15 protein-coding genes and 6 pseudogenes are annotated in these 18,644 nt (G+C 47.9%); 15 read left to right on the top strand and 6 right to left on the bottom strand.

Going from position 1 to position 18,644, the window contains the following annotated elements; translation table 11 throughout:
* The first annotated feature begins 2 nt into the window (after nt 1–2).
* Nucleotides 3–2,336: a phage/plasmid primase, P4 family gene (locus tag U0026_RS06205; RefSeq protein WP_126440632.1), complete on the top strand. Its 2,334-nt coding sequence runs from the start codon at nt 3–5 to the stop codon at nt 2,334–2,336.
* Between the two features lie 663 nt (nt 2,337–2,999).
* Here U0026_RS06205 and U0026_RS06200 read toward each other — a convergent pair.
* A pseudogene (locus U0026_RS06200) lies at nt 3,000–3,392 on the bottom strand (DUF4113 domain-containing protein); the annotation flags it as partial.
* A gap of 127 nt (nt 3,393–3,519) precedes the next feature.
* On the opposite strand from U0026_RS06200, the gene U0026_RS06195 reads away from it, so the two are divergent.
* The 11 genes and pseudogenes from U0026_RS06195 (at nt 3,520) to U0026_RS06145 (ending at nt 12,873) form a co-directional block, all read left to right on the top strand.
* Nucleotides 3,520–4,335: a glycosyltransferase family 32 protein gene (locus U0026_RS06195; protein ID WP_327030504.1), complete on the top strand. Its 816-nt coding sequence runs from the start codon at nt 3,520–3,522 to the stop codon at nt 4,333–4,335.
* Between the two features lie 56 nt (nt 4,336–4,391).
* A pseudogene (locus tag U0026_RS06190) lies at nt 4,392–4,601 on the top strand (DinI-like family protein).
* Nucleotides 4,585–4,729, top strand: a pseudogene (locus U0026_RS06185) (integrase); the annotation flags it as partial. The pseudogenes U0026_RS06190 and U0026_RS06185, both read left to right, overlap by 17 nt.
* 1,122 nt (nt 4,730–5,851) lie before the next feature.
* Nucleotides 5,852–6,094 carry a DinI family protein gene (locus tag U0026_RS06180; protein WP_062779767.1) on the top strand — a complete coding sequence of 81 codons (243 nt, stop codon included), beginning with the start codon at nt 5,852–5,854 and terminating at the stop codon, nt 6,092–6,094.
* A 292-nt stretch (nt 6,095–6,386) separates the two neighbouring features.
* Nucleotides 6,387–8,522, top strand: a complete 2,136-nt coding sequence (locus tag U0026_RS06175) for a TonB-dependent receptor plug domain-containing protein (RefSeq protein ID WP_062779769.1) — start codon at nt 6,387–6,389, stop codon at nt 8,520–8,522.
* A gap of 2 nt (nt 8,523–8,524) precedes the next feature.
* Entirely contained in the window at nt 8,525–9,349 is an 825-nt protein-coding gene (locus U0026_RS06170; protein ID WP_062779774.1) for a heme/hemin ABC transporter substrate-binding protein, read from the top strand.
* Between the two features lie 20 nt (nt 9,350–9,369).
* Nucleotides 9,370–10,710 (top strand): heme anaerobic degradation radical SAM methyltransferase ChuW/HutW, encoded by a 1,341-nt coding sequence (gene hutW / locus U0026_RS06165; protein ID WP_062779776.1) that lies wholly within the window; start codon nt 9,370–9,372, stop codon nt 10,708–10,710.
* 12 nt (nt 10,711–10,722) lie between these two features.
* The gene (hutX, locus tag U0026_RS06160; RefSeq protein ID WP_062779771.1) at nt 10,723–11,217 is read left to right on the top strand and encodes a heme utilization cystosolic carrier protein HutX; all 495 of its coding nucleotides are present in this window, start codon (nt 10,723–10,725) and stop codon (nt 11,215–11,217) included.
* Nucleotides 11,217–11,840, top strand: a complete 624-nt coding sequence (locus U0026_RS06155; RefSeq protein ID WP_062779772.1) for an SDR family oxidoreductase — start codon at nt 11,217–11,219, stop codon at nt 11,838–11,840. The genes hutX and U0026_RS06155 overlap by 1 nt, the downstream gene beginning before the upstream one ends.
* A gap of 51 nt (nt 11,841–11,891) precedes the next feature.
* Nucleotides 11,892–12,104: pseudogene (locus tag U0026_RS06150) on the top strand (iron chelate uptake ABC transporter family permease subunit); the annotation flags it as partial.
* 64 nt (nt 12,105–12,168) lie between these two features.
* On the top strand, nt 12,169–12,873 hold the full coding sequence (locus tag U0026_RS06145; protein WP_001067855.1) for an IS6-like element IS26 family transposase: 705 nt from the start codon (nt 12,169–12,171) through the stop codon (nt 12,871–12,873).
* A 115-nt stretch (nt 12,874–12,988) separates the two neighbouring features.
* Here the strand turns inward: U0026_RS06145 and U0026_RS06140 are convergent.
* A pseudogene (locus U0026_RS06140) lies at nt 12,989–13,144 on the bottom strand (DUF4158 domain-containing protein); the annotation flags it as partial.
* A gap of 159 nt (nt 13,145–13,303) precedes the next feature.
* Here U0026_RS06140 and U0026_RS06135 point away from each other — a divergent pair.
* Both U0026_RS06135 and U0026_RS06130 read left to right on the top strand, forming a co-directional pair.
* Nucleotides 13,304–13,861 carry a recombinase family protein gene (locus tag U0026_RS06135; protein WP_040115241.1) on the top strand — a complete coding sequence of 186 codons (558 nt, stop codon included), beginning with the start codon at nt 13,304–13,306 and terminating at the stop codon, nt 13,859–13,861.
* A gap of 16 nt (nt 13,862–13,877) precedes the next feature.
* Nucleotides 13,878–14,741 (top strand): DUF4231 domain-containing protein, encoded by an 864-nt coding sequence (locus U0026_RS06130; protein WP_043495617.1) that lies wholly within the window; start codon nt 13,878–13,880, stop codon nt 14,739–14,741.
* A 40-nt stretch (nt 14,742–14,781) separates the two neighbouring features.
* Here the strand turns inward: U0026_RS06130 and U0026_RS06125 are convergent, their stop codons facing one another.
* The 3 genes from U0026_RS06125 to U0026_RS06115 all read right to left on the bottom strand — a co-directional run bounded on the left by U0026_RS06125 (nt 14,782) and on the right by U0026_RS06115 (nt 17,074).
* A complete protein-coding gene (locus tag U0026_RS06125; RefSeq protein WP_043495618.1) occupies nt 14,782–15,186 on the bottom strand; it encodes a TIR domain-containing protein in 405 nt (134 codons plus the stop codon).
* 276 nt (nt 15,187–15,462) lie between these two features.
* Nucleotides 15,463–15,861, bottom strand: a complete 399-nt coding sequence (locus U0026_RS06120) for a TIR domain-containing protein (RefSeq protein WP_043495620.1) — start codon at nt 15,859–15,861, stop codon at nt 15,463–15,465.
* A gap of 4 nt (nt 15,862–15,865) precedes the next feature.
* Nucleotides 15,866–17,074 carry a TRAFs-binding domain-containing protein gene (locus tag U0026_RS06115; protein ID WP_045284274.1) on the bottom strand — a complete coding sequence of 403 codons (1,209 nt, stop codon included), beginning with the start codon at nt 17,072–17,074 and terminating at the stop codon, nt 15,866–15,868.
* A 371-nt stretch (nt 17,075–17,445) separates the two neighbouring features.
* Here U0026_RS06115 and U0026_RS06110 point away from each other — a divergent pair.
* Nucleotides 17,446–17,637: pseudogene (locus U0026_RS06110) on the top strand (Tn3 family transposase); the annotation flags it as partial.
* Here the strand turns inward: U0026_RS06110 and U0026_RS06105 are convergent.
* Nucleotides 17,634–18,346 (bottom strand): IS1-like element IS1X2 family transposase gene (locus tag U0026_RS06105; RefSeq protein ID WP_241973949.1). Its coding sequence is split into 2 segments (ribosomal slippage): nt 17,634–18,097 and nt 18,097–18,346, totalling 714 coding nucleotides; the frame shifts between segments, so codons are not numbered across the junction. The pseudogene U0026_RS06110 and the gene U0026_RS06105 sit on opposite strands and share 4 nt — an antisense overlap.
* Between the last annotated feature and the right edge of the window lie 298 nt (nt 18,347–18,644).

Here is an 18,644-nt window from a genome sequence, read left to right as displayed (position 1 = left end):
CAATGAAATTGAACGTAACAGATACAGTAAAACTGGCATGTGGCCACTGGTCGCGCATTCTCCCGGTGCTGGGTGTGAAGGTCATTAAAAACCGGCATCAGTCCTGCCCGGTGTGTGGCGGCTCAGACCGCTTTCGCTTCGATGATAAAGAGGGGCGCGGGACGTGGTTTTGTAACCAGTGCGGCGCGGGGGACGGTCTGAAACTGGTTGAGAAAGTGTTTGGAGTGACTCCGTTAGGGGCTGCCGGGAAGGTGAACGCCGTGACCGGCAACCTGCCACCGGTTGCCCCGGAAGTGATTGCTACCGCAGAGGCTGAAACCGATGCCGACCGCAAAGCGGCTGCCGCGCTGGCCGTAAAGCTCATGGAGAAAACCCGACCGGCCACCGGCAACGCCTACCTGACCCGCAAGGGCTTTCCTGCGCTCGAATGCCTGACGCTGACCACCACGCACAAAACCGGCGGCGTGACGTACCGCGCCGGTGATGTGATCGTGCCGCTGCAGGACGATACCGGCGCGGTGGTTAACGTTCAGCTTATTAATTCTGACGGCCTCAAACGCACCCTGAAAGGCGGAGCGGTGAAAGGGGCGTATCATCTTATCGAGGGAAAAAAAGAGGCGGGAAAGCGGCTGTGGATAGCGGAGGGCTATGCGACCGCGCTCACCGTGCATCACCTGACCGGCGAAACCGTCATGGTGGCGCTCTCGTCCGTGAACCTCCTTTCTCTGGCGAGCCTTGCCCATCAGAAACACCCGGCCTGCCAGATTATCCTCGCCGCCGACCGCGACCTCAGTGGGAACGGCCAGACCAAAGCCGAAACGGCCGCACAGGCCTGTGAGGGCACGGTTGCCCTCCCGCCGGTATTCGGTGACTGGAATGATGCGTTTTCGCTGGAAGGTGAGGACGCCACGCGCAAAGCGATTTACAGTGCCATCAGGCCAGCAGCACAAAGCCCTTTCGACACCATGAGCGAAGCGGAATTTACCGCCATGAGTACCAGTGAAAAGGCGATGCGGGTGCATGAGCATTACGGCGAAGCGCTGGCCGTGGATGCGAACGGCCAGCTCCTCTCACGCTATGAAGCCGGGACATGGAAAATCATTCCACCGTCGGACTTTGCACGCGACGTGGCCGGACTATTCCAGCGTCTGCGCGCCCCGTTCTCGTCAGGGCGAATTGCCTCGGTGGTCGACACCCTGAAACTGATTATCCCGCAGCAGGCCGCCCCGGCGCGTCGTCTGATTGGTTTTCGCAATGGCGTACTCGATACCGTGACCGGCAAGTTCAGCCCGCACAGCAAATCGCACTGGCTGCGCACCCTGTGTGACGTGGATTTTACCCCGCCGGTAGAGGGCGAAACGCTGGAAACCCACGCGCCAAGCTTCTGGCGCTGGCTCGACCGTGCAGCCAGCGGCAACGCTGAAAAGCGTAATGTGATACTCGCCGCGCTGTTTATGGTGCTGGCGAACCGCTACGACTGGCAGCTCTTTCTCGAAGTGACTGGCCCCGGAGGGAGCGGAAAAAGTATCCTGGCTGAAATTGCGACCCTGCTCGCCGGGGAGGATAACGCTACGTCGGCGACCATTGAGACGCTGGAATCACCACGTGAACGCGCGGCGCTGATTGGCTTCTCGTTGATACGCCTGCCTGACCAGGAGAAATGGAGCGGTGACGGCGCGGGACTTAAAGCCATCACCGGCGGCGATGCCGTGTCAGTCGACCCGAAATACCGCGACGCCTATTCGGCTTATATCCCGGCGGTGATTCTGGCCGTGAACAATAACCCGATGCGCTTTACCGACCGCAGCGGCGGCGTATCCCGTCGCCGGGTGATAATCCACTTCCCGGAGCAAATTGCCCCTGAGGAGCGTGACCCGCAGCTTAAGGACAAAATTGCGCGCGAGCTGGCCGTCATCGTGCGCCAGCTTATGCAGCAGTTCAGCGACCCGATGACGGCGCGCTCCCTGCTCCAGTCACAGCAAAACTCCGACGAGGCGCTCAGTATCAAGCGCGACGCTGATCCGACGTTTGATTTTTGCGGCTATCTGAAAGCGCTGCCGCAGACGAACGGAATGTTTATGGGGAATGCCAATATCATCCCGCGACAGCCACGTAACTATCTCTATCACGCCTATCTGGTGTATATGGAGGCGAACGGGTACAAGCATGTACTGAGCCTGAAAATGTTCGGGCTGGGGCTGCCGATGATGCTGAAAGAGTACGGGATGAACTACGAGAAGCGGCACACCAAACAAGGGACGCAGACAAACCTGACGCTCAAGGAGGACAGCAACGGCGACTGGCTGCCGAAATGCGATGAATCCGCAGCGACATAACCCACCTCAGACCGGCAACAGCCGGTCTTTTTATGTCTAACTGTCCCGCGAGGTGAACAATCGACTGTTCACCCTTCACCGTCTATTCATCAGTTAACATCATGAAAATATTATATAAAAATGGAAGGTGAACAGAGTGAACAGTAAAACCTAAAAAAACTTTTTGCCCCCCTAGTTGCCTGATCCGGCTCATTCAACGCGAACAAAAAGCATTAAAGTGAAGAGTCATCTGTTCACTATTCACCAACTCATCATCATTTAACCCATTGATTTAATAATGGAAGATATCAAGATGAACAGTGTGAACAGTTAAACGCAAAAAAAGATTTTTATGGTGTAGGAATAATGTCTAACGTTGCTCCAAATGATTAATAAACAACAATCAAAGGAAGACAGATTTTTTGTGACATTCCATAATTGGTACACGTTTAAGTACACACCTGAAATCTGAATTAGAAAAAGTCTTTTAATTTTAGTTAGATGTATAATTTATTCAGATTCCCCCAGCTCATGATTGGACAGTGCTAGGACAGCACTAGCAATAACAGGAAGTTAGCAGTCTCAGCAGGGCACCGACCAGACGGTGAGGGGACAAAAAAGAATACGTAAAGGAGCCGTGGCTCCTGAATGACAAAAAAGCCCGCTGATGCGGGCTTTTTTGTTTCACTTCACCTGCAATAAGTCACTCAATCTCGTCGTGTACCGGGGTGAACACATTTCTCTCTTCATCTGCCACTGTTGCTGAATACCCTGCCGCGCGAAGGACAATGTACCTCGTCCAGCCTTATTATTGAGATGTTCCAGAACTTCCATCAACTTTTCACTATTTTTCTGCGGAGCGTGACCATCAAAAAAGATTAGCTGCGCTACGCCCTGGCTATAGAAGTCGCCAAGCATTACACCAGCCTTTTGATAACGATGCCCATCCTCCCAAATGGCGTCAAGACAGCGTACAGCCGCCGCTATAATATCCCTGCTATCTTGCGTAGGTGTCAGTAGCTTTACCGATACACTATTTCCGTAATAACGCTCATTCTGCGCGAGCGGAGAAGGTTTGCGCTGATGATTTCAGAGATGATCACCTCGCCTATCAATGTGTGCAGGTGAGTCAACAACCCAAGGCAGGAAGGAAAATACCTGCACAAAAGTACGGTTAGTGATAATATTTTCATAACTGTTATTGATGGCAATGAAGAGGTTTTTCTTGATACCTAAAAAGATTCACTATATTTGGGTCGGTAATAAAACTAAACCCCCATTTGTTTTAGAGTGCATCGCTACATGGAAAAAATTCCTCCCCGATTATGAAATTATAGAATGGGGGAATGAATGTATGGACTTTATTAAAAACACTTATGCGATCGAAGCGTATAAAAATGAAAAATGGGCTTTTGTCTCCGACTATATAAGGCTCTACGCTTTATACCATCACGGCGGTATCTATCTGGATACAGATGTCGAGGTAACAAAAGAGTTTGATAACCTGCTATCACTCAATTTTTTTAGTTGCCATGAAGTATTTAATGGCAAAACTCTCCCTATTACATCAGCGGTAATGGGTGCCTCTAAAGAAAATAGCATTATAAAAGATTTACTGGATACATATAAAAATAAAAAATTCATAATTAAAAATAAATTTAATCTCACACCAAACACACTGCTAATCACCGAATTCCTTGTCAAGGAATTCAATATATCCCAACCATTTTCATCAGACAACACAATTCACCTACGAGAAAAAGAAATTATTTTCCCATCAAATTACTTTTGCGAGAAGGTTGATAATAAAAAAAATTATTCCATACATCACTTCTCCGGCTCTTGGTTAATGTCTCACACCAGAAAAGATAAATTAAAAATTTTCAACAGGCTATTCGTTAGTCGATTAAAGAAAAGATCAGATAAAGGAGAACTCCCTATTCTATCTAATGAAAAAACACTTTTTTCAGTTAAGATAACGAAAAAAATCTCATATTTACTCTTACTTAGAACCCCATGAGCACTCTACTCGGCCTGATGATGATTACAATTACAGTAATTTCCCGGAGAGGTTTTATGTTCGTTGAATTGATTTATGACAAGCATAATGTTGATGGTTTGGCAGGGACCTGAGATGTTATATCTGGCGAGTTGACGAAACGGGTACGCCGGATCTTCCCTGATACCGAAGTGATAGTGGAGCCAATGCCGGCGAACATTTTAAATAGCGATGCCAGCAAAAGTGGTCGGGAAAAACTGAAGGCATATAATCAGTCAACGAGTTAACCTGTTCTGGCTAGCGGCCCAAATGGGTCATATGGGGGCCTGAAATGCTATTTAGGCATTACGGAAGATATCTTAAAGAAGATGACAACTCAACCGCTGTAAATAGCCTGCATAGCCACGCTAAATAATTAATAATTCCCGTTCTAACTTCAGAGCGGGAACTTAATAAGTGACCATCAATATGCTTGATAAAATCCTCAGCTATGCATCCTCGTTTGGCACTTTCATTTCAGCCATTGCCGCATTATATGCCATATGGTTAACTATTTTTCAACGCATTATTTAATAAAAAACCATATTGATAATAAAATATTATTGCACTCAAACGTCGGCTAATAACTTAACTAAATTTGATTTTAAGGTACCATGCATAGAAGAGAGAATACGCATAGAGCTTAACAATATAGGTTTGGGCACGGCGGTTTCACTCAAGCACCACTGGGAATATGATGTTTGCAAAGGACTAAAACACTTTCAGCCATTTTTCCAAGAGAAACATTGAAAACCCGACGATAGTTTCGCTTTTGAATGAAATCACAATGAATATAAATTCAAAATAAACAAAAAACATCTTCAGTATTTTTGCGTCACCATGAATCATGATATATATTTTGTATTACCCTATAATTCAAAGACTCAGAATGCTTTATTAGAATCACACAACACCATTGTTACAGTAATTGAAAACATCAGTTTCGCAATGATATAAAATGGAATGTTTGGTAGTACGAAAATAAATGGCCCGACACTTATTTTAGAGTTTCAGGACAATGATGGTAACCACAACAAATAAGTAGGCCTCTAGTATTGAGTGTCATTATTGTTATCATAGCACAGATATTGAATCTAACTATGTGTTAAGGTTTACACCTATATCAAATGGCTGGACACGAAGAAGTCTACAAAAGCTACGTGGATCTTATGATTCAGCATGATTTCAATAAAAACAAATAGTTAAAATCATTCAGACGGGGGGTCAAACCTCCCCAGCCCACCAAAATCCTTTGTTGATGGTCACCAGAGCCTGATACGAAGTCCTGAAAGCCCGCACGACGTAAGCCTGTGGGCCTTTTTGTACCCGTAACTTACCGCACCCCCTCTCAAAAATCTCTTTCAACTCTTACCGCACCTGACTGCCCAGCAGTGAAAACAGCAAAAACACTTACACCGTATCACCCCACCACACTTGACACTGGATAAAAACACAGTATAAATACCCCCAGACTACTTAACTTAAGGATGATAGCAACATGTTCGTCGAGCTCGTTTATGACAAACGTAATTTTGAAGGTCTTCCAGGCGCAAAAGAGATCATTCTGAATGAATTAACCAAACGGGTTCATCGCATCTTTCCTGATGCTGAAGTACGCGTGAAGCCGATGATGACGCTACCGAGTATCAACACCGATGCCAGCAAGCATGAGAAAGAGCAAATTAGCCGCGCCATTCAGGAGATGTTTGAAGAAGCAGAAATGTGGTTAACCGAAGACTAATGAATGCTTAACCTGTAGCGATCCCGGGTACTGATATCCGGGAACTGCGTTTCACCTTTCGTAATAACTTCCTTCCTTAAATAAAATTTCCGCTATAACCCTCTAATTACCATCAGAATTAAAGTGATCGACGTCACAATTCACTACTCAACCTCAGTCATAAATTGACACAAATCAAAGATGCATTTGTTTTATACCTTCTTTGGTAGACGCTTAACAACACCACATGAGAACCTCGGTGATATTGATTCTCATTATCATTATCATTAAATAATTATTCATGGGGTTAACGATGCAGCACACCATTACCCGGGGGTCGTTGGTACTCTCCGCCCTGCCACTGTTTATCTCTGGTGCCGTTTGCGCCGCCACGGCTTCCGCTTCACAGAAAGATGAAACCCTTGTGGTTACCGCCAGCCGCTCAGAGAGCAGCCTTTGGGAAAGCCCGGCAACCATACAGGTTATCGACCAGCAGACGCTTAAAAACTCCACTAACACCTCTATTGCTGATGACCTTCAGGACATTCCGGGTGTGGAAGTGACCGACAATGCGCTGGCAGGTCGTAAACAGATCCGCATCCGCGGCGAAGCTTCATCCCGCGTACTGATTCTTATCGACGGGCAGGAGGTTACCTACCAGCGCGCTGGGCAAAACTATGGCGGCGGGCTGCTAATTGATGAATCATCACTTGAACGTATTGAGGTCGTAAAAGGGCCGTACTCCGTGCTTTACGGCTCGCAGGCTATCGGCGGCGTGGTGAACTTTATCACCAAAAAAGGCGGTGATAAGCCACTGGCCGGGACGGTAAAAGCGGTCTATAACTCAGCCAATGCAGGCTGGGAAGAGTCAGCCGCAGCGTGGGGCAGCATCGGGCAATTTGATTACCGCATTAACGGCAGCTATTCCGATCAGGGCGATCGCGATACTCCGGATGGTCGTTTACCCAATACAAACTTCCGTAATAATGGTCAGGGCGTCTGGCTAGGTTACAACCTAGATAACCAGCATTTTGGCCTGTCGCTGGACCGCTATAAGCTCAGCACGCAAACCTATTTTGAAGATCCAGACGGTAAATACGATGCCTTTAGCGTAAAGATCCCAAAACTTGAGCGTGAGAAGATCGGTCTGTTTTACGACGTTGATGTCGACGGCGATTACCTGAAAAAAATCCATATCGACGCCTACGAACAAACTATCGACCGGAAGTTCGAAAACGAAGTCGCCACCACCCAAATTATCCCAAGCCCGATGATCCAGGCGTTGACGGTACATAACCAGACCCAGACGCATGATAAGCAGTACACTCAGGGTGTAACGTTACAGAGTAATTTCTCCCTGCCCGCCAATAACGACCTCGTGCTGGGCGCGCAGTACCAACGCGATCGGGTATCCCAGACTTCAAACGGCTTCACCAGCCAGAAATCACTCACCGGCCTGGTAAACGTCGAAACGCGTACCCGAGCTTACAATGAGTCTGAACAAAGCAATACCTCGCTGTTTGCCCAAAATGACTGGCGCTTTGCCGACAACTGGACGTGGACGCTGGGGGCTCGCCAGTACTGGCTGTCATCAAAGCTCACGCGCGGCGATGCACAATCCACCACCAGAGGCATCACCACCGATACCTCACTCGCTGAACAATCAGCACATGATAATGAACTGGTCACCGCCACCAGCCTGCGCTACGCCGGTTTTGACAACGTAGAACTGCGTGCTGCCTTTGCTCAAGGTTACGTCTTCCCAACGCTCAGCCAACTGTTTATACAAACTGCAGCGGGCGGCGGCACCACCTATGGTAACCCGGACCTCAAAGCCGAACACTCCAACAACTACGAGCTGGGCGCCCGTTACAACGGCAATTTGTGGATGGTTGATGGCGCAGTCTATTACTCAGAAGCCAAAGACTACATCGCCAGCCTCGCCTGCTCAGGCCAGACGCTGTGCAACGGTAACAGCACCTCCTCCCGCGGAGGATATTACTACTACGACAATATCGACCGCGCCAAGACCTGGGGGATGGAGCTGAGCGCAGAGTACAACGGCTGGGCCGTGTCACCGTACATCAGCGGCAACCTGATCCGTCGCCAGTATGAAGGCCAAACGCTGAAAACTACCAACACCGGTGAACCCAGCGTTAACGGTCGCGTAGGCCTCAAGCACACGCTGATGCTAAACATCGCTAACGTGACTTCTGACGTCTACATCCGCGCGGCCTCCAGCGCCAAAGATGACACGGGTACAAAAGAAATTCGCTCGCCGGGCTGGGCGACGCTAAATCTGGCGGTGAATACCGAATTCGGGGCGAACGACCAATATCAAGTCAATCTGGCCCTCAACAACCTCACCGACAAACGTTATCGCACGGCGCATGAATCCATTCCTGCAGCAGGTTTTAACGCAGCAATCGGCTTTGCGTGGAACTTCTGATGATGAAAAAACTGGCTCTCGGATTACTGGCGCTGGTCTGCGCATTCAACGTGCAGGCTTCACAGAGAATAGTGGTTGCCGGCGGTTCGCTTACCGAATTGATCTATGCCATGGGCGCGGGTAACCGCGTGGTGGGCGTGGATGAAACCACCTCATACCCACCGGAAACGACCGCATTGCCGCATGTCGGCTACTGGAAACAGCTCAGCAGCGAAGGCATTTTATCGCTGCGTCCGGACAGCTTTATCACCTGGCAGGATGCCGGGCCACAGCTGGTATTTGACCAACTTCGGGCGCAGAAAGTGAACGTGGTTACCCTGCCTCGCATCCCGGCTACCGTCGATCAGATGTACGCCAATATTGATACGCTAGCAGAAAGTCTCAGCGCAGAAAAACAGGGAAAAGTGCTGGTAAACGATCTTCGCCAACGCCTGGCCAAGGTTGCACAAAGCAGCGCCAGTAAACCAGCACCGATAAAAGCGTTGTTTATCTTAAGTGCAGGTGGCAGTGCACCGCAGGTCGCAGGGAAAGGCAGCGTTGCCGACGCCGTGATGACGCTTGCCGGGGCGCAAAACGTCGCAAAGCACCCACAGTACCGCAGCTATAGCGCAGAAGCCCTGATTGCTGCCAACCCGGAAGTCATTATCGTCACTTCGCAAATGATCGACGGCGATCTCAACCGCCTGAACACGATTGCGGGGATCACCCACACCGCCGCATGGAAAAATCAGCGGATCGTCATTATCGATCAGGCACTGATCCTGGGAATGGGACCACGCGTCGCCGACGCCGTTGAAACACTGCACCGCCAGTTCTGGCCACACTAAAGGACGTTGATATACCCGTGATATACACTACGACAAACGAACTGGATTTAACGCCTCACTTTGCCCTGGAAGGCGGTCAGCCCTTTAAGGATCGCCGGGCCACGATGCCCTGGCGCGGCACTATCCCGATTGCTAAAGAACAGCTGGCACAAACCTGGCAGGAGGTTCTCAGCCAGACCACGCCACCGCGTAAACGTCTGCTGTATCTGCATATTCCTTTTTGTGCGACCCACTGCACGTTCTGCGGTTTCTACCAGAACCGTTACGAAGAAGATCACTGTGAGCGCTACACCGACGCGCTGCTGCGTGAAATTGAGATGGAAGCTGACAGCGTACTGCATCAGTCCGCGCCGATTCATGCCGTCTACTTTGGTGGCGGTACGCCATCGGCCCTCAGCGCTCGCTGTCTGGCGCGGATCATTACCACTTTGCGCGAACGTCTGCCGCTGGCCCCAGACTGTGAAATCACCATCGAAGGCCGGGTACTGAATTTCGACAACGCGCGTATCGACGCCTGTCTGGACGCCGGAGCCAACCGCTTCTCCATTGGCATTCAGTCTTTTAACAGCAAAATCCGCAAAAAGATGGCCCGCACCTCCGATGGCCCCACCGCTATCGCCTTTATGGAAGGGCTGGTGCGTCGGGATCGCGCCGCCGTGGTCTGCGATCTGCTGTTCGGCCTGCCGGGTCAGGACGCCAAACTGTGGGGCGAGGATCTGGCGATTGCCCGCGATATCGGACTTGATGGCGTTGATCTTTATGCCCTCAACCTGCTGCCCAACACACCGCTGGGTAAAGCTGTTGAAAATGGACGGACCGCCGTGCCGCAACCCGCTGAGCGACGAGACTTGTATCTCCAGGGGTGTGATTTTATGGATCAAGCGGGCTGGCGCTGCATTAGCAACAGCCACTGGGCGCGCACGACTCGCGAGCGCAACCTCTACAATTTACTCATTAAACAAGGCGCTGATTGTCTGGCACTTGGCTCGGGGGCCGGTGGCTCAATCAACGGCTATTCCTGGATGGTGGAGCGCAATCTTGAAAAATGGCACCAATCCATCGCCGACGGACAAAAACCGCTGATGATGATGATGCGCACCGCAGGCGGTAGCTTCCAGTGGCGCCACACTTTGCAGGCCGGGGTGGAAACCGCTCGCGTACCGCTGGATACGTTAACGCCACATGCCGCCAGACTCGCGCCGCTGCTGGCACAGTGGCACCAGGCCGGTTTGACGCTGGACAACTCCACCTGCCTGCGTCTGACCAATGAAGGCCGCTTCTGGGCCAGTAACATTTTACAGTCTCTTGATGATCTTATTCAGGAGCTTAACGCGCCGCGCATTGCGGTAGAAACCCCATAACAGGAGTTCATGATGAGCAACGTTTCTTTAGTCGAATTATTAAAAACTGAGCCGGACGGCACGCTGGAAGCTATCGCCGGGCAGTACAACACCACGCTTCTGGAGGTGGTCAAAAACCTACCTTCCCATACGCTTGTGACGGGCGACAAATTCGATACCGTCTGGGATACCGTTTGCGAGTGGGGCAAAGTGACGACACTGGTTCATTCCGCTGACGTGATTCTGGAATTTACCGGCGAACTACCGTCCGGTTTCCACCGCCACGGTTACTTTAACCTGCGCGGTAAAAAAGGCATGACCGGGCACATTAAAGCGGAAAACTGCACCCACATCGCGTTGGTAGAGCGCAAATTTATGGCGATGGATACGGCCTCCATCCTGTTCTTTAACGCCGCCGGGAGCGCGATGTTTAAAATCTTCCTCGGTCGCGATGACCACCGTCAACTGCTGGGCGAGCAGGTTGATGCCTTCCGCACGCTGGCGGCCGTGCTGAAAGGGGACGCCTGATGAGCCCGTGGTTGATTTTTGGCGCAGGTGGCAAAGGGGTCGGCGCGCTGACGGTTGAGCTGGCGCTGGCGGAAAATCGTCCAGTGGTGGCGCTGGTACGTACCCCAGAAGCAGCCGCACGTCTGAAGGCCAAAAGCGTTGATGTTTTTATCGGTGACGCCTGCGAAAGCCACGTCGTCGCCCAGGCCTGCCGGGCGGCCGGTACTGAGGCTATCGTTATCTCCAGCATGGGCGGCGCACAGGATTATCTGGCGCACCGCACGGTGATTGATGAAGCAGAAAAAGCGGGTATCCGCCGCATGATCCTCGTCACCTCATTAGGCTGCGGCGACAGCTGGCCGTTTCTGTCAGCGCGCGCAAAAGCCGCCTTTGGCCAGGCCGTCAGAGAGAAATCACTGGCGGAAAGCTGGCTGCAAACCAGCAGCCTGGATTACGCAATCCTGCGTCCAGGAGGATTGCTGAGCGGCGAAGCCACCGGAAAAGCACAGCGCATTCAGCATCAGGAAGTGCACGGTTTTGTGCAGCGAGCGGACGTTGCAGCACACATTCAGACGCTGGCAAACGCACCGTCGCTTCATCAGCAGATTTACAGCCTGGTTGAGCCTGAGCTAAAACCGGCCTGATCCCCACGCGGCGCTGGCAAACGGCGCCGCTACGATGTTTTGGAGATTTGCGTGTTCAAGGATTCCCTCTCTTCCTTCAGCGTTTTTATCGGCCTGCTGTTGATGCTGGCAACGCTCGTGCTGGTAGGTGCCAGCCAGGGCGCGCTCAAAATTACCTTCGCTTCTTTGCAAGATGCGCAATATCTCGATATCTGGCTCAATATCCGCCTGCCACGGGTACTTCTGGCAGTCCTGGTCGGTGGTGCACTGGCGACCGCGGGCGTGAGGCACTGTTGCAAATAGTCGGTGGTGATAAACTTATCATCCCTTTTTGCTGATGGAGCTGCACATGAACCCATTCAAAGGCCGGCATTTTCAGCGTGACATCATTCTGTGGGCCGTACGCTGGTACTGCAAATACGGCATCAGTTACCGTGAGCTGCAGGAGATGCTGGCTGAACGCGGAGTGAATGTCGATCACTCCACGATTTACCGCTGGGTTCAGCGTTATGCGCCTGAAATGGAAAAACGGCTGCGCTGGTACTGGCGTAACCCTTCCGATCTTTGCCCGTGGCACATGGATGAAACCTACGTGAAGGTCAATGGCCGCTGGGCGTATCTGTACCGGGCCGTCGACAGCCGGGGCCGCACTGTCGATTTTTATCTCTCCTCCCGTCGTAACAGCAAAGCTGCATACCGGTTTCTGGGTAAAATCCTCAACAACGTGAAGAAGTGGCAGATCCCGCGATTCATCAACACGGATAAAGCGCCCGCCTATGGTCGCGCGCTTGCTCTGCTCAAACGCGAAGGCCGGTGCCCGTCTGACGTTGAACACCGACAGATTAAGTACCGGAACAACGTGATTGAATGCGATCATGGCAAACTGAAACGGATAATCGGCGCCACGCTGGGATTTAAATCCATGAAGACGGCTTACGCCACCATCAAAGGTATTGAGGTGATGCGTGCACTACGCAAAGGCCAGGCCTCAGCATTTTATTATGGTGATCCCCTGGGCGAAATGCGCCTGGTAAGCAGAGTTTTTGAAATGTAAGGCCTTTGAATAAGACAAAAGGCTGCCTCATCGCTAACTTTGCAACAGTGCCTTAAATTTTAATTTAAACAATGAATTACCTTCTTAGCGTACGTTTTCGTTCCATTGGCCCTCAAACCCCCAGACGGTTATGTTTTCCCCGTCGCTGATTAATAAAAGCAAGGTCACGCTCATCCAGATGAAAATATCGGGCCAGTTGAACCTCATTTGGCTCTGCCACATAGCGACCGTAGTTTTCTGTCTGTTCTCTGGTCAGAAAGTCATCACTCATTGCGTATCCTTTCGTAAACTGGCGATCTGCTCTATTTTTGACAGTCTCAGATATTATAATTTGTGAGACTACTGAAAATGATATTAAACGTGAGTATCAAAAATCATGATTTATGCCTTATGATACTACTCAGTATCAATATCGATTTGTGAGACTAATATGGCATTACTGGGATATGCAAGAGTATCAACCAGCCATCAGAAGCTAACTGTGCAGATCACGGAGCTGAAATCTGTCGGTGTCAGAGATGACAGAATTTTTACTGATATAATGTCAGGAGCTACGGACGAACGTGAAGGCTTACAACGGCTGCTTGCCCGTGCGGAAAAAGACGACATCATCATTTGTACAAAGATGGACCGGCTTGGTCGCAATACCGCAGACATGATCCACATTGTGGATGCGTGTTATAAAAAGGGGATTGCCATTCGTTTTCTGGAGAATGGGCTAAGTACGGAAGGCACTATGGGAAAAATGGTGATCCAAATTTTGGCCGCTGTAGCAGAAGCGGAACGTGAACGTATTCTGGAACGTACCAACGATGGCAGAATTGCAGCTATGGCTGCGGGCGTTAAATTTGGTCGTAAACCACATAAAAAATCTGAAATTGCACGGGAATTAATCCATCAGAACCAGTCTGTAAGCTTTGTCATGGAAAGAACCGGAATTTCCCGGGCGACTTATTTTAGACTAAAAAAACACACTTGCCTTGCATAACTAATGGACATAAATCATGAAGATTGATTACCCTCATTTATATGAAATTACAAATGAGCGTTCAGCAAAAAACCAAAAATATTTCTTAAATGGCATAAGGGCAGAATATGCATTATTGATATTTATCGCTGTAAATAGCTCTCTATCTTACATGGAAAAATACAGTGTAAATTTAGTGTTATTTGTTCTGCTAATAATGTTATTACTTGTCAGGAACATTATAAACTTCGAACAAAAATGGTACAAATATAGAGCGGTTACCGAATCAATAAAGACAACAACATGGAAATTCGCAATGAAAGCGGAACCATTTAATGGCTCTGAAGAGATAAATGATGCTAAGCAATATATTGGTTACATAAGGAATATTATTAAAGATAGCAAGTATGCTATTAAGACAGAAACGCTAAAAAACCTTGAAGGGGATACGTTTAGTATTTGTTTAAAAAGCATTAGAGAAATGAATTATGAGCAAAGAAGAGATTTATATGTGGAACAACGGATTGAAGAACAACGAACATGGTATGCAAAAAAATCGGTATTCAACAAAAGATTAGGGAGAGCATGGGCTGTAGCTATACTGATTTTCTATATTCTATCTCTTACTATGACGGCACTCCTTGCCGAAGATCTGGTCCAAGCCGCATCGCTACCAACAGAACTGATTACAACCATCATTTCTGCTCTGATTGGCTGGGTGCAAATTAAGAAATACAATGAGCTTTCAGCATCATATGCCCTTACAGCACATGAAATTGGGCTGGTAAAAGAACAATCGTATTATATTTCTGGTGAAAAAGATTTTTTAGATTTCATTCGAGATGCTGAAACCGCTTTCTCACGTGAACATACACAATGGCAAGCAAGACGAGTTGCATAAATTGAATATGATAAAGGGAGCGTTAAAGCTCCCTTTAAAATTATCTAGCGTGTCGACGAATGGCATCAACAATGCTTTCTGTACTCCATCTAACCTGTTCGACAGATCTATTAGCTACAATCTGAGAAACTCTCGAAGCTCCGTGGGGAATAACGCCAATAACAGGAATTCCATTTCTAATAGCTGTGTCCATTTCCCACTCCATCCAGGTACTATGACTTGCATAGATTCCTGCAATGGCAAGTAGCACATTGCTGTTACGAATTTTTTCGCCAAGAACTCTTTTGATGTAATCAGCATTAATTGAATTAATTGGGACATCTTTGCTAACTTCTGAAAACTCGGCCCTAAAATAGGGTCTTGAATTTAGTAGGTTACGCAATCTTAGTAATTCGTCGTGACTCCCCCACGAATGACTAATAAAAATATTTAGGTCTCTTGCCATAAATCCCCACAAATTAGTTATTTATTCGACCATGATAGTGGGGGCAATCCTTTGGTTTTCAAGGGTAAAAGTTAAAGAAAACAATAACAACAAAAAGGTTTCTCTACTTAATGCTGTAAAAACAATAAGTTATCTTATTGTCGTATTTTTTTCATCATTGGACCTCAAACCTCGGAAAGAAGAGGCGAGTTGGTAGCTTGGCAGAAGATAAACCATGGGAAATTATAAATATAAGCAGAAGTAAAGCAAGAGGTATAAGCCCTTGCCTTATGTTAATTAGCAGTCTTTGATGGCTGATATAATTGATGGTGTATACCATCCAACAATAATTTTCGCATTGTCTGTGACAACTTGAGGCGTTCGTTGTGAACCATGCGGTTTAATCCCAATAACTGGTATGTTATTAGCAACTGCTGTTTCAATTTCCCATTTCATCCAATCACTATGTGCTGTGTACATTCCTGCTACAACAATAAACACATCTGATGCGGATATTCTCGCCTTCAGTACTCGCTTGATGTATTTTTCATCTTCTGAGTTTATAGGCGCATCTACAGTTACTTCTTCATAAGATGCCACAAGCCCATCTTCCTTGTTTAATAAATTCTTTAGATTTATCAACGAATCATTGTAATCCCAACAATGGCTAATAAAAATGCTGTATGTTTTACTCACTTCATCAATCCTTCTTTATTTTGTTTTCTTCAAATGTATTAAAATCCCATGAGTTGTCGCAGAGTGATTTAAACTTACTACTGTATAAATCCTCTTTTTCTTTTAACTCTAGATATGATGCTGACTTTGCTGCTGTTGCGTAAACCCATTTTACATCACTTCGTTCATTGAAGTTAGTTGACTCTATGATCCCCTCAGTGATTTCAAGTACGGACTTGAACGTTTTTTCTGCAAGAATCTCATTAAATACGATGTCTTTATCATTTGCAGTTTCTGTATTCTTTAGCTGTTTAGACTTCTCAAAGTAGCAAAGCGCTAAATTTTCACCGTTATAGTAATCTTTTTTTATTGTATATCCACGGTTATAGAATGAAATTGCTTTGTTTAGGAACGTGATATCTTTAGTGTCCATCCATATGTATTTATTTATGGCACCCGCCATTCCTGTTGTTTCTGGGTCGTTACTGGTTTCAGGAGATAAGTCTGATAAAATAACCATTGCATCCATACAACTCATCACTCTGCTTTTTGATTCTATTTTTTCCTTGTATGTACAGAGTGTTAGTCTTTGAATTAAGTATTCATCTCTAGGTCTTATTTCTAGCGCTTTTTGATAGAGTTCCTTTGCATTTGAAAAATCCCCAAACTTCAACTTTTCTTCTGCGCTATTAAAAATATATCCCCATTCCTTTTCTGCTTCATCTGAATCCTTTACGATTTCTTTTATTTCTTGTGCCGTTAGTGTCGGAGTGTTTAAATCTGGCAGGTAAGTATAGACTGGGCTATCTATACGTGTTTCATTTAATGCCGACTCCATTAATGATTTCAGCTGCCCTTTTATTCTTCTCGCTTCGGAACAACCGATATCATCACCAAGATGTTCATACTGTAAGGTTGCAATGTGATTTAAGTCGAAGTGTAGCACTGCCGACTTTTCAGACATTATGATGGTCGTTCCTTTTTTTAGTGCGTGCCTTACGCCTAGTTCATATATAGCATTTGCGTTACTTGTTGATATATCTGCAACAACAATATCAGCAGAAAGTAGCAATTTATACATTTCCACATCAATAATCCCAGACTGCATTATTTCGTCAGCCCTGACACACTTGATGCCTAGTTCTTCTGCCGCTGGTTTTATTATCTCATTGTACGTGGCATCTAGGTTTAAGAGCTTACCTGACCGGAAATCAGTTTTTTTCCCGAAACCCATAACCACAAAGCACAACAAACTTAATTTTTTTTTACTCAATCACATCACCCTTTTATTTTTTCCATAGTGGTTTGAAGGCCAACGGTATGAAAACGTTCGGTTTCTTACGCAAAAACGGCGTAGCAGGGTTAATTCAGGTAGTTACTGACACCTTTCTGCTAAAAAAGCCTTGGCGTAGGATCTTTTCCCTTTTCCAAGCGGCCTCCTAAATCCGCACAAATTAGTTATTTATTCGACCATGATAGTGGGGCAATCCTTTATTTTTCAAGGGGAAAAATTAAAAAACATTAACAACAGAAAGGTTTCTGCTTTTTTTAAATAAAAACAGCAGGTTATCTTCTTATCGTGGTTTTTTACATCATTGGACCTCAAACCCCGTATATCTGGAGCGTGCCACCAGTGCTTTGCGTGGCAACGGCACGGCGCTGGACGACACATTGTTGCAATATCTGTCGCCGCTGGGGTGGGAGCACATCAACCTGACCGGCGATTACCTATGGCGCAGCAGCGCCAAGGTCGGTGCGGGGAAGTTTAGGCCATTGCGACCGCTGCCACCGGCTTAGCGTGCTTTATTTTCCGTTTTCTGAGACGACCCCAGATAATGCCCGATGACCTTGTCATGCAGCTCCACCGATTTTGAGAACGACAGTGACTTCCGTCCCAGCCTTGCCAGATGTTGTCTCAGATTCAGGTTATGCCGCTCAATTCGCTGAGTGTAACGCTTGCTGATTACGTGCAGCTTTCCCTTCAGGCGGGATTCATACAGCGGCCAGCCATCCGTCATCCATACCACGACCTCAAAGGCCGACAGCAGGCTCAGAAGACGCTCCAGTGTGGCCAGAGTGCGTTCACCGAAGACGTGCGCCACAACCGTCCTCCGTATCCTGTCATACGCGTAAAACAGCCAGCGCTGACGTGATTTAGCACCGACGTAGCCCCACTGTTCGTCCATTTCAGCGCAGACAATCACATCACTGCCCGGTTGTATGCGCGAGGTTACCGACTGCGGCCTGAGTTTTTTAAGTGACGTAAAACCGTGTTGAGGCCAACGCCCATAATGCGTGCACTGGCGCGACATCCGACGCCATTCATGGCCATATCAATGATTTTCTGGTGCGTACCGGGTTGAGAAGCGGTGTAAGTGAACTGCAGTTGCCATGTTTTACGGCAGTGAGAGCAGAGATAGCGCTGATGTCCGGCAGTGCTTTTGCCGTTACGCACCACCCCGTCAGTAGCTGAACAGGAGGGACAGCTGATAGAAACAGAAGCCACTGGAGCACCTCAAAAACACCATCATACACTAAATCAGTAAGTTGGCAGCATCACCCTGCTCCTTTACCGGCTTCACCGGGCTACGGTGCCACCGAACGGAATAAATCCAGTTTAGGCTAGCGGCCGCGCCTCTATGCCGGTTCAAGGTATCTAAACCTCGACAGGTTTGATGGCGCCTTCAGAAGAACTCATTAGCAGGGGAAATATCGCGACTCATTGGTTTACCGATAATTCTAAAAAAAACCGAATTCATCGAATTCACTAATCTGAATTCATCCGCCAGTTCATCCGGGAACGG

This window comes from Kluyvera intermedia, assembly GCF_034424175.1.
Taxonomy (GTDB): Bacteria; Pseudomonadota; Gammaproteobacteria; order Enterobacterales; family Enterobacteriaceae; genus Kluyvera; species Kluyvera intermedia.
Note: the sequence above shows the minus strand (reverse complement) of the source record. Positions and strands in the feature narration are given on the sequence as shown.